Consider the following 17,945-nt stretch of genomic DNA (forward strand, 5'->3'; position numbering starts at 1 on the left):
TGTCTATTTACCCGGCACGATGTCGCTGATGATGCCGACCGATTCGATCAGCGTATCGCGGGTGACTTCGTTGTGGCTGAGCACAATCAAATCAGGAATGTGATTCATGGTGAGTTGTTTGAGTGCAGGGCGAATCTGCGGGTTGACCAGCACGATCGGCGGCTTGCCGACGGCGAGCAGCTTCTCGATTCCGGCGGCGACCGCACGGCAGGTCAGCTCGATCGCTTGCGGCGACATGCGAGCGTAAGGTCCACGTTCGGTGTCGATGCCGGCGGCGATTCGATCCTGCATCGCCGGATCCAACGGCACGACAAACATCTTGTTCTCGCGGTCGCGATACTTGGTGCAAATAGTTCGCGCCAAACGGTGGCGAACAAATTCGGTCAACCAGATCGCGTCTTTGGTTCGTCCGGCGTGATCGCCGAGCGTTTCTAAGATGATCGCTAGTTGACGAATCGGCACTTCTTCTCGCAGCAGGTTATGCAGCACCGCTTGCACGTCGCCCAGCTTCATGACGCCGGGGATCAACTCGTCTACAACGGCCGGCGATTCAAGTTTCAAATCGTCCAGCAAATGTTTGGTCGCGTCGCGCGTCAGCAACTCGTCGGCATGCTTCTTGGCGACTCGCTGCAAGTGCGTGGCCAAGACGGACGACGGTTCTACGATCGTATAGCCGAGCATCTCGGCTTGCGGACGCAAACCAGGTTCGATCCAGACGGCCGGTTGGTTATAGGCCGGGTCACGCGTCGGCTCGCCGGGCAAGTTGCCTTGCGAGTTGGGACCGGTGATCGCCAGCAGACGATCGGGATAGATCGTATTCTCGGCGACGGTATTGTTGGTGATCTTGATGCGGTACTGGTTTTCGTTCAGCCGCATGTTGTCGCGGATGCGCACCTTCGGCAGGATGATCCCAACTTCGGTGGCGACATTCTGACGAACGCCGGTAACGCGATGCAGCAAATCGCCGCCGCGATCGGGCGCCGCCAGGCGAACCAGCCCGACTCCCAATTCCATCTCCATCGGATCGATCGAGAGATAGTCCTCGATGCGATCTTCTTTTTTGGCCGCTTTCTCTTGATCTTGTTTCTTGGTTTCGGCCGTCTTCTTGTCAGCTTCGTCTTGGCGGTCTTGCTTCTTAATGAAGAAGGCGATCCCCAAACAGCCGCCGCACAAGGTCAGCAGGGGGATCGTCGGCAAACCGGTGAAGACAAGCAGTCCGAGGAACGCGCCGGAGACGATCAAGGCCGGCGGCCGTGACAACAACTGCTGGACGAACTCAAGCGGCAAGTTGGTCTTTTGGCTACTACGCGTGACCAGCAAACCAGCCGCCAGCGAAATCAAAAACGCAGGCACTTGGCTGACCAGTCCGTCGCCGATCGTCAGCTTCGTATAAACTTCGGCCGCTTCGGCCAGGCTCATGCCGGCTTGGAGGCCGATGATGAATCCGCCGACGATATTGATTAACGTAATGATGATGCCGGCGATCGCGTCGCCGCGCACAAACTTACTGGCGCCGTCCATCGCCCCAAAAAAGTCGGCCTGCTGCGTGATCTCGCTGCGGCGTGCTTGGGCTTCGTGTTCGTCAATGATCCCGGCGTTCAAGTCGGCGTCGATCGCCATCTGGCGACCAGGCATGCCGTCCAAGGCGAACCGGGCGGCGACTTCACTGATACGCGTAGCGCCTTTGGTAATCACCATGAACTGAATCACGATGATGATAATAAAGATAATGATGCCGACTGCTATTTTATCGCCCGCGACAAATTCGCCGAAGCTTTCGATCACGCCGCCGGCCGCGTCCATCCCATCTTCGGCCGCTTTGGTCAAAATCAAACGGGTCGTCGCGACGTTCAACACCAAGCGGGCGAGCGTCGTCGCTAACAGCAGCGATGGAAAGACGTTGAACTCCAGCGGCGTCTGCACATAGATCGTCGTCAGCAGAATGATCACGCCGGCCGTGATATTGGCCGTTAGCAACAAGTTCATGAGCCAATTCGGCAGCGGCACCAAAATCACCAGCACGCTGGCGATAATGCCGACCGGCAAAATCAGATCTCGAATTCGTTCCAAAGCTGGCAGCACGTCAATCAGTCAGTCAGTAAAAGGACAAAGGGAGCGCCGCGGAGCGGGACTCCGCGTGAAGTGGGGCGAAAACTACTGAAATCGGAAGTTCGAGTCCAGGCCGATCAAGCGAGCAAAGTCGTTGACGCTGCTATGTTTATCGTGTCAATGGCGACTTGCTCGGGAAATTGCCCTGGTCGGTCAGAAATGCCCCCAGCGCGAAAGCAGAAATTTCGGCTAGGATAGATGGTTTCCGACTCGCTTCCGCTTGCTGCTTAGGACTGACCGTTGACCGATCCCGCCGCGAAACCGCCCCGCAAACAGAAGGCGAACGCCTATCCTTGGTATAGCCCGCGCATTTGGCATGGGATGCGATTTCGTCCCTGGATGCGGTTGCTAGCGAGACATCGTTTCGCATTGCATCCGCTGCGCATCGGCATGGCGGTGCTGGTGACGCCGTTCACCATGTTCAACAGTCTGGCCTACCGCGCGCAGCTAGCACTGTACGGCAAGAAAATCGCCGCAGCGACTCCCCATACGCCGATGGTCTTTATCGTCGGGCACTGGCGCAGCGGAACGACCTTCCTCCATGAGTTGATGTCGCTGGACGAAGCTTATACGTCGCCAACCACCATGCAGTGCTTTGGCCCCTGCGAGTTTCTGTTGATGGGAGACTTCGTCAGTCGCTGGTTCAATTTCATCATGCCCAGCACGCGACCGATGGACAACATGAAGGTCGGTTGGAGCAAGCCGCAGGAAGATGAGTTTGCGTTGCTCTCTCTGGGAGCGCCTTCTCCTTACTACCGCATGGCGTTTCCCGACCATCCCGCCGAAGGGACCGAGTTCTTAGATATGGAAGGAATCGACGAGGCCGATCTCGCCAAGTGGCGTGAAACGCTCGATCTGTTCGTCCGTATGATCACCGTCCAACGCGACAAGCCGATCATCCTGAAATCGCCGACGCATACCGGCCGGATCGGTCTCTTGGCGGAGATGTATCCCGACGCCAAGTTCATTCATATTGCCCGCAATCCGCTGGAAGTCTTTGCCTCGACCGAGCGACTGTGGCAAACGATGGACGAAATTCAGGCGTTCCAACATCCGAAAAACCCCCAGTATCGCCAGTACATCTTTGATTGCTTCGATCGGATGTATGGAGGCTATTTTCGCGATGTCCACAAACTGGGCGCCGATCGCCTGGTTGAAACGCGGTACGAAGATATCGTGGCCGATCCGGTGGGCGAACTAGAAAAGATCTACGTCGCCCTCGGGCTGGGAGACTTCGAGCAGGTTCGCCCACAAATGGAAGCAGCGACCGCCGAGAGTCGCTCGTTCCAGCGCAACAAGCACCAGATGGAAGACGATCTGGCCGCCGAAATCTATCGCCGTTGGAGTCAATACTTCGAGCGCTACGGCTATGCGGCGGATGGAACGTTGGGGGAAGAAAAGCCGAAAGCGGAAAGCTGAAAGCGGAGGTGATAGGGTTAGCCGCGATAGCTCTGCTATCGGGGCCGACGAAGTCGGCAAGAAGCATCATGCCGAGGTCGGTCTTCAACCGGCGATCGTGCTATCGTTTGATGTAGTAGCGGCAACACGAACTGCTTGCCTGGCGCCAATGCTTCTTGCAGCTAACCTGGTGCAAGTGACGCCCAAGAAAAAACCGAAGCCGATGGACCGGAGAAATCCATCGGCTTCGCCCTCCTGGGAATTGGGGAAATGTCGCGTTACGGCAGCATGTATCGGAAGAAATTGCGTACCGGCTGGTTGTCGACGTAAACCTTGGGCTGGCCGTACAAGCCTTGGCCGACGCTGAAATCGGCGGGGATGCCGGCAACCGGCAAGATCGGACGGTAGGTCGTATTGAATCGAACCGGCGGCGGAGTCACGACGGTCGGACCGGTAATCACCGGCGACTGCGTCGTGATAATCGGTGCAGGCGCCGAGTAGCTCGCCGGTGCAACCGATGGAGCCGGCGAATAGCAAACGGCCGGGCGAACGCCGGGATTGGTCGGAACCGGCGCTGAATAGGTGGTTGTCGACGGCGCTGGTGCGGCGTAGCTGGTCGACGGAGCTTGCGTCACCACGCGCGGCGGCACGTAGTTGGGCGGAGCCTGTTGGTTTTGCGGAACCGGCGCCAGGGAAGGAGCATAGTCGGCCGCGTTGCCGTTACTGGAAGACGACTGCGACTCGCTGGCGTAGAACATCGTTCGCTGCACTTCGCTGGGGGCCGAGTTGGAGGTTTGCAGCGGTCCTTGCTCGTACCACGGAGCGGCGGTCGAACCGAGCGAAGTGCCGACCGGCTTGGCCGTCACAATATTCTGCGAGATCGGCTGTACGTATTGCGGAGAGACCTGATGAAAACGATCGGGCCGCGGCGATTGAGCGGCGGCGATCGCCGGGATCGTGATAGCGGCGGAAAGTGCAAGCAGTATCGAGCGTCGCATTTTGGTTCTCCGTGGCGAAGGCCTTTTCGTTTTTACACGTCGACAGTGACATAGTGCAACGTTCATGCCGACGGGCAAGCAATTCGTGTTGCTTTCTACAGACGCGTACAAAATCATCAAATAGGGCAATCGCCGATAAAGGCAACGACCTCTTGATGTTGGCCTCGCTATCGCACCGAGCTAGCGATCCGCGAAAAAAAATTATCACGCATAAAGTTGGTCACTTGTAACGATGGTGACGCGCGTAACTATTTCAATTCTGGTCGTCTGCCGAGGAAAAAAACGACCGCGATGAGCGCTGCGACGCCAACCGCATGGCAAACCCAAACCGACGCGCCCAGCGCAACCGGCAGAGTTCCACAAACGATGCTAGCTGTGCCGACGGTCAGCGCATAAGGCATTTGCGTATTCACGTGGGCGATATGATTGCACCCGCACGATTGCGACGACAAGATCGTCGTGTCAGATAGCGGCGAGCAGTGATCGCCAAAGATGGCGCCGGCGAGCACGGTGCCGACAACTGCTGAGAGCAGCGGTGAAGTTTCGAGGGTCAGTCCGTCGCCTGTCATCAGTCCGTAAGTTAACTCAATCGCCAGCGGCATGATGATCGCCATCGTTCCCCAACTTGTACCGGTCGAGAAGGCCATCGCTGCGGACAATGCAAACGTCACTGTCGGCAATAACCAGAGCGGGATCGAGCCGCGGGTGAGTTCCGCGAGATAGGCGCCTGTTCCCAGTCCAGGTACGTCCGGCTCGCTGCTGGTGGTTGTCGCCAATGCGCCGGAGAACCACAAGATCGCCAGCGCCGGCGTCATCGCCCAAGCGCCTTGGAGCATTCCCCACCCCAGAGATTGTAGCGGGATGATTCGCTGCGGGAGAATCATGATCAATGCGACAAGAATGCCGGACAATGCGCCGAACACGAGCGCGTCGTACGGCGACGCATTCCCGAAAATGTTGATCAGCGTCGGTTCCAAAGGAGGAGTCTCGGCGTTGACCGCCTGCAAGCCGGAGGCGTAGAGCCAATAGGCGACGACGCCAACCGTGGTGATGATCGGCAGCGCGGCGTTGAGCCAATGGCTGGTGACGTCTGCATCATTGGTGGGAGCGTCGAACAAGGGATCTCGTTCCGCTTTGTCATCCAGGCATTTGCGTTCGGCGGATAGCATCGGACCAAAGTCACGTTCCAAGCCTGCGATCAAGAACACGAAGAAGAGCGCCCAGATCGGATAGAAGCGATAAGGCATGCTCGCCAGAAAGAGTTCAATCCCTTCCATTTGCACCGCTTGCGGTAGGCTATCGACGCCGCTTGCGATGTATTGGATTTCAACCGCTACCCAGGTGGAAACGAGAGCCATGCCCGCGACCGGGGCCGCTGTCGAATCGATCAAATAAGCGAGCTTTTCGCGCGAGATCTTCAGACGATCGGCCAAGGGACGCGTTGTTCCGCCCAGCAGCAGCATGTTGGCGTAGTCGTCAAAAAAGATCGCCAAGCCGAGCAGAGAGATTAAGACTTGTCCGCGGCGTCGCGAACTCGCCCAAGGCAAAACGCGTTCGACAAGTCCTCGCATCCCGCCAGAAACGGTGATCAAGCCGACCATCGCCCCCATCGCCAGCGTAAAGCAAAACGCTTTTAGTTTGTCGAAGTTTTTGTGGACGAATTCCGGCGTTTTAAAGTCATAGAGATTGGCCAGCAGGTAATCCACAAAAAACGTTTGCAGTGCGGCCAGCGGTTGGCCGTGATTGTAGATCAATGCTCCGAAAGCGACGCCAATCAGCAGCGATAAGAGAATACGCCGCGTTGTCAGCGCCAGCACAATGGCCGTCAAAGGGGGAAGTAAGCTGAGCCAACCGTATTGTTCCATCAATCCGCTTTCGCATGGCTTTCGGCCGACAGATTCCAGGGGATTTGCAGGCAGAGCTGCGCCCCATGTTTGTCGTAATTTTGGAAGGTAACCGTGCCATGATGGGATTGGGCGATCGTCCAGCATTTGGTCAGGCCAAAGCCAAGACCGCGGCCTGCTTCACGTCCCGAATAAAAGGGATCAAACGCCTGACTACGAACTTCGGCTGGGGCGCCGGGTCCGGTGTCCGCAATCGAGATTGCGCAATGATCTTGTTGGGCCGTGACGCTGACGATGATTTCGCCGTCGGCGCCGACCGCTTCCAGACTGTTCTGAATCGCCGCCGCGACCGCCGCCGAAATCTGCACGCGATCGGCGATCAGCGTGAGCGACGCCGGGCCGTGAAAGCAAAGGGAAGTCGACTGCAACTGGGCGACGTCGGCCAGCGAATTCACCACTTCGTTGACCGCCGTGATCACGTCAAACGGGGCGCGCTGCGGAGCCGCAGGTCGTGCAAAGAGCATGAGATCGGCGATCATCGCGTGCCCGCGCATCGCTTGAGCGTAGATCGTCGCTAGCTGTCGACGTCGCTCGGGGTCGGCTTCGTGCAGCAGTAGCGATTGGGCCCGGCTGGCGATGTTGGCCAGCGGGTTGTTGATTTCGTGACTAGCGCCGTAAGCAAGCTGTTTGACGGCGGTCAATTTGGCGTCGCGAAACAGCGTCGACAAGGCGGGCGTTAGTGTGGCGCTGTTTTGCAGTTGCTGCGTCACTTGTTCGCGCAGCTGCGGCGATAGCTCCGCTAAGACGGCGTCGAGCAAACGGCCGACCAACGGATCGTCATCGCAGGCGGATTGCAGCATCGTGCGGCCAACATCGTCGTATTAGCAAAAACGCGTATGCCGAGTCAGACTCGGCATACGCGTGAAGAATTTGGTGATCGGCCCGTGCAAAGCGTTCGCTTGGCACTGCGGCGCTACATCGAAGTCACCGATTCCAGATCCAGCATGCCGCATGCGCGGTCGAGCAAAGCTTCGACCGAGAACGGCTTTTGGATGAAATCATTGGCGCCGGCTTCTTTGAGGTCCGCGACCTTGTCTTGTTCGACCATCCCGCTGATACAGAGGATTTTGACATCCTCCATCGTGCGGTCTCCCCGAACTCGCTGGCAAACTTCTTTGCCGTTGATATCGGGAAGCATAATGTCGAGAACGACAATGTCAGGATGGAACTCTTTGACCAGCATTCCGGCGTCAAACCCGTTGTTGGCGGTTTTGATGTCGAAACGACCGTCCCGTTCAAAAGCGTCAACCATCAATTCGACCAGATCTTGGTCGTCATCGACGATCAGTACTTTCCGTTTACCGCTTTCCAACGCATCGGTTGGAATGCCATTTTCTCGCATAAAACTGAAAAGTTGATCTCGCGGGATACGGCGAAAACGACTGCCGGGAACGCGGAATCCTTTCAATTGGCCCGAATCAAAGCATCGAATGATGGTTTGTTGGCTGACTTTGCAAATTTTGGCTGCTTCGCCAGTCGTAAAAACAGTCTTCATCAGATAACACCCTCTCCCTAGCCACAGCCGGTACGGGACCGAAGAGACTTCCCGCCCAGTGTGTATGAGCTTGTGATGCAGCTCCTTCGTCCGTGTAAATCGAGCTGAAAGCTCGCTGATCGCTTTGTTTTTTGAAAGATGTGTAATTGCCACACCCTTCAGGTTTCGTTTATTTCCGCTGACCATCCGGTTGTACCGAAATTACCGAATTTGCCAACTGACGGAATTATATCGTTCAAAAGGGGCGCGTCAAGATTGATCTTTGAATCGCAAGCTGTTGTCTTTTAAGGACTTGCGAAACGAGTTCAGAATACGTCGCAAAGAAACTTCGCCCCGCTGCTCGTCCGACGACCAGCAATGACAGCGCTAGCACGTATCCGTCTAGAGTACCGTTTTGAAGTCATAAATCCTGTCGTCCGCGTAGGTTTCGTCGATCAGGCGGTTCGGGCGAGAGACAGCCGATGACGCGGGAAAAGCAGGCATGGCAAGCACCGCAACTCGCACGGCGATACAAAATCAAAAGCGAGCAAAGAATCTCGATATTCACGCAAAGCGAAGCAGATTTGATTGACCTTCAAATGGCATATATTGACAATAAATGTTGGCAAGACGAGAGAGGTTTCATGATGGCAAACACTCTAAATCTATCTTTGACCGATGAACTGCGAGCGTTCATCGATGAAAACTGTGGCGACGGCACGCTCTATGCCACTCCGAGCGAATTTGTTCGCGATTTGTTGCGAGAGCGGAAGTCGCAAATGGACGCGGCGAGAGTCCGCGATGCGATTCAAGCTGGGCTGAGCGACGCGAAAGCGGGACGAGTCAAGCCTGCTCGTAAAGCGATCAAGAAGTTGGCGAAGAAATACGGTATTTCCGACACGGAGCCATAGTGTGGCGGAGTTCCGGATTCTTCTAACCGACAAGGCGGAAGCCGACATCGATACCGTCTTGAGTTGGTTTCAGGATCAACAGGCAATAGTCGCTGGCTTCATCAATTACAGGGCAAGCTTGGTACGTTAGAAGCATATCCGGATCGATGCGTGTTGGCCGAGGAAACAATCGATTGGAACGTTGAAATCCGTGAACTGCTGTTCGGCGTTCGCCGCAACAAATACCGAATTTTCTTCCAGATTGAACACGAACAGGTTACGATCTTGCGAATTTGGCACAGTTCTCGGGATATGCCGAGTCGTGACGAACTCCTTGAGTGAGCAAGTAGCCAAGGATTCAATGGGGATCTCCCAATAAGCTCTACGCCGCCGGCATCCGCCCTTCCAGATAAACCAGCAGCAGCGCAATGTCGGCCGGCGTGATGCCGCTGATTCTCTCGGCTTGGGCCAACGTGCCGGGGCGATGCTTGGCCAATTTCTCGCGTGCTTCGGCCCGCATCTGAGAGAGACCCTTATAGTCAAACGTATCGGGGATCCGCTTGTCGGCCAGCCGCTTTTGTCGCGCGACCTCGGTCTGCTGACGGACGACATACCCGGCGTATTTGATGTCGTAGGTGACTTGCTCGGCGACCGCGGAGTTGAACTGGGCGAGCTGGGGTTCGGCGGCGACCATCATCTCCCAAGTCGCCTCGGGACGCTTCAGGTACTTCTCGAGCGACGCTCCCTCGATGCGCCCTTTGTCGAGCAGCTTGCGCGCGGCCGTGATCGCGGTTTCCTTCTGCTCCAGTCGACTCCAGCGCTCGCTGTCGATCATCCCGCACGCGTGAGCCAGCGGCGTGAGTCGGCGATCGGCGTTGTCTTGCCGCAGCATCAAGCGGAACTCGGCGCGGCTGGTGAACATGCGATACGGCTCGTCGACGCCGCAGGTCACCAGGTCGTCAATCAGCACGCCGATATAGGCTTGATCGCGTGAGAGGATCAGCGGCGGCTTGTCAGCGGCGGCCAGGGCGGCGTTCGCTCCGGCGATCAAGCCTTGCGCGGCCGCTTCTTCGTATCCGGTCGTGCCGTTGATCTGCCCGGCGAAGTAAAGCCCGTCGACATCCTTCGTTTCCAGCGTCGGACGCAATTGATCGGGCGAGCAATAATCGTACTCGACCGCATAGCCGTAGCGCATGATCTCGGCCTTCTCCAGGCCGGGGATCAGCTTCAACATCCCATCTTGGACGTCGCGCGGCAGACTGGTCGAGATGCCGTTGACGTAAACTTCACGCGTGCGGCGACCTTCTGGTTCAAGAAACAGTTGATGCTGCGTCTTGTCGCTGAATCGAACGACCTTGTCTTCAATCGAAGGGCAATAGCGGGGCCCGCTTCCTTGGATCTGGCCCGAGTACATCGGCGCTCGATGCAAGTTGGCGCGGATCAGCTCATGCACCGCTTCGTTGGTGTGCGTGATGTGACAGGGGACCTGTTCTAGCGTCAGGTTGTCTGTCAGATACGAGAACGGTTGCGGCTGGTCATCGCCCGGCTGCACTTCAACGGCGGCGTAGTCAATGGTGTTGGCGTTCAATCGAGCCGGCGTGCCGGTCTTGAAACGCTCGACGCGAAACTGAAGTCGCTTCAACGCCTGGCTGATGCCGGAAGAGGTTCCTTCACCGCCGCGACCGCCAGGCGTCTTCGCTTCGCCGGTATGCATGATCGCCGAGAGGAACGTGCCGGTCGTCAGCACGACGCGCGGAGCGCGATAGATCACGCCGCCGTGAACCAGGACGCCGGTCACTTGCTGGCGACCATCGACTTCTGCGGTCAGCAGATCGGCGACGATCTCTTGCCGCAGCGAAAGGTTCGGCTGGTCTTCGACCAGCAGCTTGACCAGGTTCTGGTACGCTTTCTTATCGGCTTGGGCGCGCGGACCATGCATCGCCGGGCCTTTGCGGCGATTGAGCAGACGAAACTGGATGCCGGTCTCGTCAATCGCGCGACCCATGGCGCCCCCCAACGCGTCGACTTCGCGGACAATCTGCCCTTTGGCGACGCCGCCGATCGCCGGGTTACAGCTCATTTGGGCGACGGTGTCGAGATTGGTCGTCAGCAGCGCCGTTTTGGCGCCTAGCCGCGCAGCGGCCAGCGCCGCTTCGGTTCCGGCATGGCCGGCGCCGATGATCAAGACGTCGTAGTGATAGATGATTTCGGTCATCGTTGCCCAGTTTACGATAGGTCGCAGCCGCGAAACGGGTTATTTTAGCTGGAGAGGGCATGTCGCAACAGGTTCGCCCTGCCGCGGTTTGTCCGCTTCCCCCCAATTCCTATTTCGAGCGAACGAGAATTTCATGCTGTTGCGGTGGCTGGTCGGCAATTGGGTTCAAAACCAGGGACGCGGCCTGATTCAAGAGAAACTGAAGGCCCATGTCGCCGGAGAAGGGGAGCCGATCCACGCGCCGGAGACGCTCGAAGTCGCTTGTTTCTTCGCGCTGGGGATCGAATCAGGCGGGCTATACGACTTGCTGGAAACCCCCGAAACGATCCAGCATCCCGACTTTGTCGAACATCTCGGCCTGTTGGACGGTCGGTTGATTGCGCTGGTCGAAACCGGAGTCGGGGGCAAAAAAGCACGACAAACGACGCAGCAATACATCGCGCTGCGGAAACCGCAGTGGATCGTCTCGTGCGGCTTTGCCGGCGGATTGGCCGAGCCGGTGAAAAAAGGGCAAGTGGTGATGGCCAACGCGGTGGTCCGAGCCGAGCGGGAAGAGTTGGTGATTCCGTTCTCAATGACCGCCGAGCAAGCGGCCAGCCAACCAGGGCTGCACGTCGGGCGTTTGTTGACGGTCGACAAGATCATTCGTACGCCTGACCAGAAGCGACAATTGGGAGAAGCCCATGCGGCGCTCGCGGTCGATATGGAGACCTATGCGACGGCGGACGCGTGTGCGGAGCAGAAGACCCGTTTCCTGTCAGTCCGCGTGATTACGGACGCCGTCGATGACGAGTTGCCCAAGAACCTGGAGCGGCTTGTCGAGCAGACCAGCACGGCCAAAATGATTGGCGCTGCGGCCGCCGCGATCATCAATCGACCTGCGAGCGTGCAGGATATGTGGCGACTGCGCGAAACCGCAATGAAGGCCAGCGATCGTCTCGCGAGGTTCCTTCAGGGGGTTGTTCCGCAGCTGAAGTAAGGGATTCTGCTTAACGATTGCTGCACCATCCTTATCCTGCTATCTTTGAGTCGTTATTTTTCATTGCGCGTGGGTAAGGCGATCTATGGATGCTCAGCAAGCGGTTGATGCGGGCCTTGCCCTTTTGGACCAAGGGAAGCGGGATGAAGCTCTGGAGCATCTGGAGCATGCACTTGGCTTGGAACCGAAGCATGGTCAGGCATGGTTCGCCAAAGGCTGCGTGATGAGCGAATCGGGGCGCGTCCGCGACGCCGCCCACTGTTATCTGCAGGCGCTGCAATATGCCCCCGCCTACGCTGCGTTGATCTTGTTCGATCTGGGCAACTGTTTTCGCGACATGGGTGAAGGAGAACGCGCCCTGGAGTGTTTTCAGTCGGTGACCGAACTGGAGCCAGACAATGCCGATGGTTGGATCAACCAAGGGGTCGTGCTAGATAATCTTGGCCGAGCCGAAGAAGCGATACCATGCTATGACGCGGCGATCCGATTGGCGCCGAATGATGTGGACGCGTGGGCGAACCGGGGAAATTGTCTCCGAGCATTGCGCGAATTCGCCGAAGCGATCGAGTGCTATGAAAAAGCGCTCGAGTTGAACCCGCAAAGCCGAGCCGCATTGGCCGGTCGAGGAATCTGCGTCGCGGAACTGGGAGAGCCGGAACGCGGCTTGAGCTTGCTTGACCAGTGCCAGAGCGATCCTCCTTTTCCGCCGCTGTTGATTGAACGAGCGACGATTCTCACGCAACTGGAGCGGTTTGAGGAAGCGATCGCCGACATCGATCAGGCGGTGCGACTCGGCGCCAATTTTCCCGAAGCGTGGAGCAATCGCGGCGAGTGCCTGATGCGACTGGGGCAATTTCCGGAAGCGGTCATTTCGTTTGAGACGGCGCTTACGCGCAGTTCGACGTTTGTGCCGGCGCTCTACGGCAAGGCCCGAGCGCTATGTCTCTGTCAGCAGATGGACGCTGCCCGCGAAACCTTGGAGTTGTACTTCACCGTCGCCGACGAAGAGGATCGGCGTTGGGAAGCGGCGCAGCAGCTGCGTGAGTTTTGTGAAGAGGAAGAGGAGTAATCGCTTGCGAAGTGCGCTTTGTTTTCTTCTGGCTCGTTACGGCGAAGTCAAATCAAAGTCGATCTGATTACTGCCGGATGTAACCTTTTCAAGCAAATTCGTTTTCTCATCGGAGCTAACTTCGGCCGGCAATCGCAGGTTTTTTCTGGTCGCCGCTTCCGTGTCTTCGCCAGGACGGATCGTCACTTTGTAGGCGCCTATTCTGACGCCTTGCTGGCTGCGGCCTTGACGTAACACGTAGCTCCCGTCTGCTTGCGTGTAACCGACCGCAGTTCCCAGCGTGCCGTCCTCTGAGGAAAACATCACTTCCAAGCCTGCCACCGACTCACCGTTAACGGTGACGACGCCGCTTACTTCGCCGGTTCCACCTGCGAAGCAGCCAAGAGTGGAAGCAGTCAGAGTGACAAGGATCCCGCGTAAGCAGCGAGTAAAAATGGTTTTCTCAATCATTACTCATCTCATTCGACATTTAGATGGGTAGAAGCGAGAGCCAAGTCCCATGGCGACGTTCGTCGTCACACGCCTTCGCCTCGAATTGTGAAATCATTAAAGTGGGTAGAAGTGACTCGAAAGCGTGCTCATCACTAGGGACGAACACGCTTTAGGAGCCGCTCTGAGAACGATTCACGAACAACCAGCATTAGGGAAGTTCAAATACAGTTCCGTCGGCACGTTTCCCCAGCGGAATGACCACGTTGGTGCGATCGGCAGTTTCCGTCAGAAAACGAGCCGAGGCGTCGCAGAGAAGGATGTTGATACCGCCGGGGTGTAAGCTAGACATCCCTTTTCCGCGGTTGACGCTATCTCCGTAATCATGGTTGATAATAAATCCAACCCGAGCTCCGGTTCGGCTGACGCCGTTTTCTGAACCGCTGCCGCTTCGGCCGACGCCGGCCCAGACCGCTGCGCCAAAGGGATAGTCAGGGTCGGAATACGAAGGACCGCCGTCACGCTCACCGACCAGCAGCGTATTGCTGGTGCCGTCGAGAACGTCGCGAAGACCTAAGTAACTACTGCCGTAAAACATGCCGTCGCCAGCCGTGGAGTTGGTTACCGCGTCGTAGCCCAGATTGCAGACGTAGTTGGACGTGGCGATGTCAAAATGATCGTTCACGCCAAAATCGACGCGATCGTTGAGATCGCCGGTCACATCACTCGGGCAGCGATATCCCTTAATCACTGTTTGCAGCAGCGCTTTATCGGTATCGGTCGCCGAAGAAGTATATCGCTCTCTCAGGCGAATTTCGCCGGGAGAGAGTTGATCATAGAGCGCTCCTTGCTCGATTTGCGGCAAGAGATTCGTCCCCCAGCCGTATTGCGGATCATTCGTGTCGCCGCGTCGCAGCCAGCCCGGCGGCAGGCTGTTGTACGTGTCATGATAGTTGTGCATCGCCAACCCGATCTGTTTCAGATTGTTGATGCATTGCATGCGACGAGCCGCTTCGCGCGCTTGTTGCACGGCCGGTAAGAGCAACGCGATCAGAACGCCGATGATAGCGATCACCACCAGTAGTTCGACCAACGTAAAGCCTCGCCGCGGCTTTGTCGGCGGAGTGATCAGATTGATATGTCGCATGATTTACCTCTGAATGGTAATAGAAGGGAGAATAAGATATGGGAGATTCATGATCTAGGAAGTTTGCTCGATACCAAGGCCAATGCTTGGCGCCAAGATTTCTCCTCTCTGCGGGACCATCCAATATGTTGGTAGATTGCCCGCTGTGTAGCACGGAGAGTTTGATTTTATAAAAGCAGGGTATCAGGAAAAACGGCAAAAAACAACATATTATTGCGATTTTTGATCGAAGTTGCCCCCGTTTTTTTTCGTTGGCGAGACACGTTGGGGAATATGCGCATCTAGACGCATCACCCTGTATTGATGCTTTGGTGTTATGTTATTTGCATGGTTGGCTCCGCTAGCAGAGCAATCCGGACCAATCGGATGTGGTTTGGCTAAATAACGCAACTTCAAAACATCTAACTTGACTGTGATCATGTTTCCTCGGTTAGGAATTTCGCTTCGTGAACGACCTCTCCATCGACGTCATGATGGCGAAAGGTGATCCGCGGCGCGTTCGTTTCCAGTCGGCTCGTCTCGACGCTCAGGAAACCGCCTTGAACGCGGAGGAACTGATGCTCGGGCAAGACGTTGTTGGGGTCCCAGCCGCCGGCGTGCTGGTCGGTGCTGGGGCCACAGCCAAACTCGCGTACCTTGGTTTCTGAATCGATGGAGAAGAACTGCCAATGCCGATCGCCGCAGATCACGAACATGTTTTTTCGATCCCCGATAAACTGCCGCACGCGGTCCCCTTCGTTTCGCCAGGCGGCGTTGGAATGGTTGTCACGTTTCCCTTTCGGACGGTCTGGTCCCACGATCGGCGTGGGGCTGATGAGCACGTGAAACGTCGCGTCCGACGCGTCGACCGTCTCTTGCAGCCAGTTCCACTGCTCGTCGCCCCAGATCGACTTGTCGGGCCCGTCCTGTTTGCGGTTGGGATCGCGAAAATCGCGTCCCTCCATCAGCCAAATCTGCAGATCCTTGCCCCAGCGAACCGTGCGATACGGCAGTTCGCCGTGCGGGGTCTGCTCAAGCATGATCGCTTGACCTTCCTCGAAGGTTAGATCGTGGTACTTCTGTCCTGGCCAGGCGTCATCTTTCAAAACATCGTGGTCGTCTTTGATGAAATAACTGGCGATGTTGCGATGAAACTGACGGTGCAGCGGCAGATTGGCCATCCGGTGCCAGTGGAGTCGCGCGAGACCGGCGTTGGTCGCCAGCGGCGGCACGTCTCGATCGTAGTAGACGTTGTCGCCGGTATGGACAAAAAACTGCGGCTCCAGACGCAGCATCGACGGGTAGATCTTCACGCCGCGGCCCGGCACGTCCATCGTTTCATAGGCGTGACAAGTCGTGACGACGAAACGAATCGGTTCGGTCGACCCCGACTCTGGCGCCGTCTGAAACGTGCCGTCGGTCGCGTTGGTTCGGCCATCCGCTTCGGCTTCCACCACATAGGCGTACTTCGTACCGGGCGACAAGTTGGTCAACGCACATTGAACCGTGTAGTCGTGTTTGGCGAGCGCCGGTTTCCAAGCGGTCGCTTGCGTTTTTTCAGGCTGATCGGCCGGGGCGTATTTGACGCGCACCTTTCCTGCGACGCCCGGCAATTGAAACGCCTTGTCGCCCTGGTCGACCGAACAAAGCCGCGTCCACAAGACCGCGCTGTCGGAGGTCGCTTCGCCGACTTTGACGCCGCAGCCGAAGAAGGGACCGCCTGGAGCGCCGGCAAAGCTGGTCGAAGCGACCGTCAGCGGTAGTCCAAAAGCGATCAATTTGAGTGACGAACGGCGTTTCATGACAAACGAAGCTTTCTATTCCGAGTCAGGGAGGCGTTATCGCCGGGAGAGATTTTCAGGTGGGATGATTTGGCGTTTGAGTTCGTCTATTGCCGGCCTGGCGACGGGGAAATGCTTCGCCGTACGCCGGCAGAGGACGACTCAGCGATCGCCGAAATCACTTGCTCTGCAAGTCAAAATCGATCACGTTCGGCTCGCTTTTGACTTCGACGAGGAGTTCGGTTTTCTCGTTGTACTCGGCAGGAACGAGTTCCTTGATGTGGCGACTTTCGTCCGCCGATAACCCGCCGGTCGTGATTTCGACGCGGTAGGTTCCTGGCGGTGCGCCGTAGCTATCTACCGTGTAACGCAATTCATAGCGTCCTTCTTGATCGGTGATCGCGGACGCAGGGCGGCCTGCAACCTGAGGAAGGAACCGGACGCACGCCGCTGGCAGGGGCTTTCCGTCTAACATGGCCTGGCCGGTTACCGGGGCGACGTCGTAAGAGGCGCCGCCGCAGCCAGTCCAAACCATCAGCCCCAAAAAGACGCTGACCCACAGCCGATGCGACGGCGTCGAATGGTTGAAATAGGAGAACATATTCATGTTAATAGGATCCTATCGGCACGCCGTCGTTGCGGCATCCTAGGCGTTGGTAGGTGCTGATCGTCTGCGTACCAGAAGAGTTCGTATAGTCGTAGGCGGCGTCGATCGTTTCGGGAATGAATTGGACCGACCCGTCGCAGAAGGTAAACAGCGCCCCGCCGGGGTGCAGGCTGCTAAAACACTTTACGTTGGTTGGGTCGTTCAAGGCGCCGTCGCTGGTTCTCACAGAGGCCAGCGTCATTTTTTTGTCAGAGCTGCCTGTGCTGGAATGGGTCACGCCAACCCATAGGGAGCCCTTGTTGACGAAGTAGTTTCGCTCGCCCAAGAGAAACGTATTGCTCGTCCCGTCAAGGATATCGCGCATTTTGATGTAGCTTAGCGCCCAGAAAATACCATTCCCCGGCGAGTCGGTCACCGCCGCGTTGTCAGGTCCCATGCTGCCGACATAGTTGGCCAACGCGACCTCTGGCCGCGAGTCGTCGCTCCCTTTGGGCGTCAGGTAGTCATTCAGATCGGGCGCAGAGTCGGAAGGGCAGCGGAAATCGGTGATTTTCGTTTGTGCGCCCGACAGAATGTTGCTGTCGCTAAAGTCCATGCGTGAAGTCGTGACGCTGAGCTGATCGTACATCGCATTCTGCTCGACGTATGGCAGTAGGAACGTGCACCAGCTCCAGCCGTTGCGGTTATGAAATCCCGCGGGGAAGGATCGGTTGACATCGTGATAGTTGTGCAACGCTAAGCCGAGTTGTTTTTGGTTGTTCGTGCATTGCATCCGACGCGCCGCTTCCCGCGCTTGTTGCACGGCCGGAAGCAATAATGCGATCAGGACGCCGATGATGGCGATCACCACCAGCAATTCAACCAGTGTAAAGCCAAGTCGTCGATTTCGTGGTGATGGTGAATTGAAAATGTAGAGCATAATGCACCTATGAAATGAGGAAATCAAAATTAATGGCGCCATGAAAG

The 17,945-nt window shown here is 57.0% G+C and carries 15 protein-coding genes and 1 pseudogene; 5 read left to right on the forward strand and 11 right to left on the reverse strand.

The features are described from left to right. Positions 1-3: 3 nt before the first annotated feature. Entirely contained in the window at positions 4-2,079 is a 2,076-nt protein-coding gene (flhA, locus tag M4951_RS03350; protein ID WP_262026891.1) for a flagellar biosynthesis protein FlhA, read from the reverse strand. Between the two features lie 270 nt (positions 2,080-2,349). On the opposite strand from flhA, the gene M4951_RS03355 reads away from it, so the two are divergent. Next, entirely contained in the window at positions 2,350-3,528 is a 1,179-nt protein-coding gene (locus M4951_RS03355; protein ID WP_262025072.1) for a sulfotransferase family protein, read from the forward strand. Between the two features lie 257 nt (positions 3,529-3,785). On the opposite strand, the gene M4951_RS03360 is transcribed toward M4951_RS03355, so the two are convergent. The 4 genes from M4951_RS03360 to M4951_RS03375 all read right to left on the reverse strand — a co-directional run bounded on the left by M4951_RS03360 (position 3,786) and on the right by M4951_RS03375 (position 7,904). Continuing rightward, positions 3,786-4,505 (reverse strand): hypothetical protein, encoded by a 720-nt coding sequence (locus tag M4951_RS03360; RefSeq protein WP_262025073.1) that lies wholly within the window; start codon positions 4,503-4,505, stop codon positions 3,786-3,788. Between the two features lie 248 nt (positions 4,506-4,753). Beyond that, on the reverse strand, positions 4,754-6,370 hold the full coding sequence (locus tag M4951_RS03365; protein WP_262025074.1) for a Na+/H+ antiporter NhaC family protein: 1,617 nt from the start codon (positions 6,368-6,370) through the stop codon (positions 4,754-4,756). Next, entirely contained in the window at positions 6,370-7,209 is an 840-nt protein-coding gene (locus tag M4951_RS03370; protein ID WP_262025075.1) for a sensor histidine kinase, read from the reverse strand. The genes M4951_RS03365 and M4951_RS03370 overlap by 1 nt, the downstream gene beginning before the upstream one ends. 113 nt (positions 7,210-7,322) lie before the next feature. Continuing rightward, positions 7,323-7,904 carry a response regulator gene (locus M4951_RS03375; RefSeq protein ID WP_002651125.1) on the reverse strand — a complete coding sequence of 194 codons (582 nt, stop codon included), beginning with the start codon at positions 7,902-7,904 and terminating at the stop codon, positions 7,323-7,325. A 461-nt stretch (positions 7,905-8,365) separates the two neighbouring features. On the opposite strand from M4951_RS03375, the gene M4951_RS03380 reads away from it, so the two are divergent. Both M4951_RS03380 and M4951_RS25615 read left to right on the forward strand, forming a co-directional pair. Then, the gene (locus M4951_RS03380; protein WP_262025076.1) at positions 8,366-8,794 is read left to right on the forward strand and encodes a type II toxin-antitoxin system ParD family antitoxin; all 429 of its coding nucleotides are present in this window, start codon (positions 8,366-8,368) and stop codon (positions 8,792-8,794) included. A gap of 144 nt (positions 8,795-8,938) precedes the next feature. Continuing rightward, a pseudogene (locus tag M4951_RS25615) lies at positions 8,939-9,115 on the forward strand (type II toxin-antitoxin system RelE/ParE family toxin); the annotation flags it as partial. Positions 9,116-9,155: 40 nt separating this feature from the next. Here the strand turns inward: M4951_RS25615 and mnmG are convergent. Then, positions 9,156-10,988: a tRNA uridine-5-carboxymethylaminomethyl(34) synthesis enzyme MnmG gene (gene mnmG / locus M4951_RS03385; protein WP_262025077.1), complete on the reverse strand. Its 1,833-nt coding sequence runs from the start codon at positions 10,986-10,988 to the stop codon at positions 9,156-9,158. Positions 10,989-11,121: 133 nt separating this feature from the next. On the opposite strand from mnmG, the gene M4951_RS03390 reads away from it, so the two are divergent. Beyond that, positions 11,122-11,967 carry a hypothetical protein gene (locus tag M4951_RS03390; RefSeq protein WP_262025078.1) on the forward strand — a complete coding sequence of 282 codons (846 nt, stop codon included), beginning with the start codon at positions 11,122-11,124 and terminating at the stop codon, positions 11,965-11,967. An 85-nt stretch (positions 11,968-12,052) separates the two neighbouring features. Then, positions 12,053-13,036 carry a tetratricopeptide repeat protein gene (locus M4951_RS03395; protein WP_262025079.1) on the forward strand — a complete coding sequence of 328 codons (984 nt, stop codon included), beginning with the start codon at positions 12,053-12,055 and terminating at the stop codon, positions 13,034-13,036. 36 nt (positions 13,037-13,072) lie between these two features. Here M4951_RS03395 and M4951_RS03400 read toward each other — a convergent pair whose 3' ends face one another. The 5 genes from M4951_RS03400 to M4951_RS03420 form a co-directional block, all read right to left on the reverse strand. Beyond that, the gene (locus M4951_RS03400; RefSeq protein ID WP_262025080.1) at positions 13,073-13,486 is read right to left on the reverse strand and encodes a hypothetical protein; all 414 of its coding nucleotides are present in this window, start codon (positions 13,484-13,486) and stop codon (positions 13,073-13,075) included. 190 nt (positions 13,487-13,676) lie between these two features. Beyond that, positions 13,677-14,612: a DUF1559 domain-containing protein gene (locus M4951_RS03405; RefSeq protein WP_262025081.1), complete on the reverse strand. Its 936-nt coding sequence runs from the start codon at positions 14,610-14,612 to the stop codon at positions 13,677-13,679. 416 nt (positions 14,613-15,028) lie between these two features. Continuing rightward, entirely contained in the window at positions 15,029-16,393 is a 1,365-nt protein-coding gene (locus tag M4951_RS03410) for an alkaline phosphatase D family protein (protein ID WP_262025082.1), read from the reverse strand. Between the two features lie 157 nt (positions 16,394-16,550). Beyond that, positions 16,551-16,979, reverse strand: coding sequence for a carboxypeptidase-like regulatory domain-containing protein (locus M4951_RS03415; RefSeq protein ID WP_262025083.1), 429 nt, complete (start codon positions 16,977-16,979; stop codon positions 16,551-16,553). Between the two features lies 1 nt (position 16,980). Further along, complete coding sequence (locus M4951_RS03420; RefSeq protein ID WP_262025084.1) at positions 16,981-17,898, reverse strand: DUF1559 domain-containing protein; 918 nt, start codon at positions 17,896-17,898, stop codon at positions 16,981-16,983. Positions 17,899-17,945 lie beyond the last annotated feature (47 nt).

This window comes from Blastopirellula sp. J2-11 (assembly GCF_024584705.1).
GTDB lineage: Bacteria > Planctomycetota > Planctomycetia > Pirellulales > Pirellulaceae > Blastopirellula.

Bases quoted from the DNA above. Each gene is read 5' to 3' on its own strand.
- M4951_RS03380 (WP_262025076.1), top strand. From the start codon at position 8,366: ATGACGCGGGAAAAGCAGGCATGGCAAGCACCGCAACTCGCACGGCGA.
- M4951_RS03405 (WP_262025081.1), bottom strand. From the start codon at position 14,612: ATGCGACATATCAATCTGATCACTCCGCCGACAAAGCCGCGGCGAGGC.
- M4951_RS03365 (WP_262025074.1), bottom strand. From the start codon at position 6,370: ATGGAACAATACGGTTGGCTCAGCTTACTTCCCCCTTTGACGGCCATT.
- M4951_RS03410 (WP_262025082.1), bottom strand. From the start codon at position 16,393: ATGAAACGCCGTTCGTCACTCAAATTGATCGCTTTTGGACTACCGCTG.
- mnmG (WP_262025077.1), bottom strand. From the start codon at position 10,988: ATGACCGAAATCATCTATCACTACGACGTCTTGATCATCGGCGCCGGC.
- M4951_RS03395 (WP_262025079.1), top strand. From the start codon at position 12,053: ATGGATGCTCAGCAAGCGGTTGATGCGGGCCTTGCCCTTTTGGACCAA.
- M4951_RS03370 (WP_262025075.1), bottom strand. From the start codon at position 7,209: ATGCTGCAATCCGCCTGCGATGACGATCCGTTGGTCGGCCGTTTGCTC.
- M4951_RS03420 (WP_262025084.1), bottom strand. From the start codon at position 17,898: ATGCTCTACATTTTCAATTCACCATCACCACGAAATCGACGACTTGGC.
- M4951_RS03400 (WP_262025080.1), bottom strand. From the start codon at position 13,486: ATGATTGAGAAAACCATTTTTACTCGCTGCTTACGCGGGATCCTTGTC.
- M4951_RS03375 (WP_002651125.1), bottom strand. From the start codon at position 7,904: ATGAAGACTGTTTTTACGACTGGCGAAGCAGCCAAAATTTGCAAAGTC.
- M4951_RS03415 (WP_262025083.1), bottom strand. From the start codon at position 16,979: ATGAATATGTTCTCCTATTTCAACCATTCGACGCCGTCGCATCGGCTG.
- M4951_RS03360 (WP_262025073.1), bottom strand. From the start codon at position 4,505: ATGCGACGCTCGATACTGCTTGCACTTTCCGCCGCTATCACGATCCCG.
- M4951_RS03390 (WP_262025078.1), top strand. From the start codon at position 11,122: ATGCTGTTGCGGTGGCTGGTCGGCAATTGGGTTCAAAACCAGGGACGC.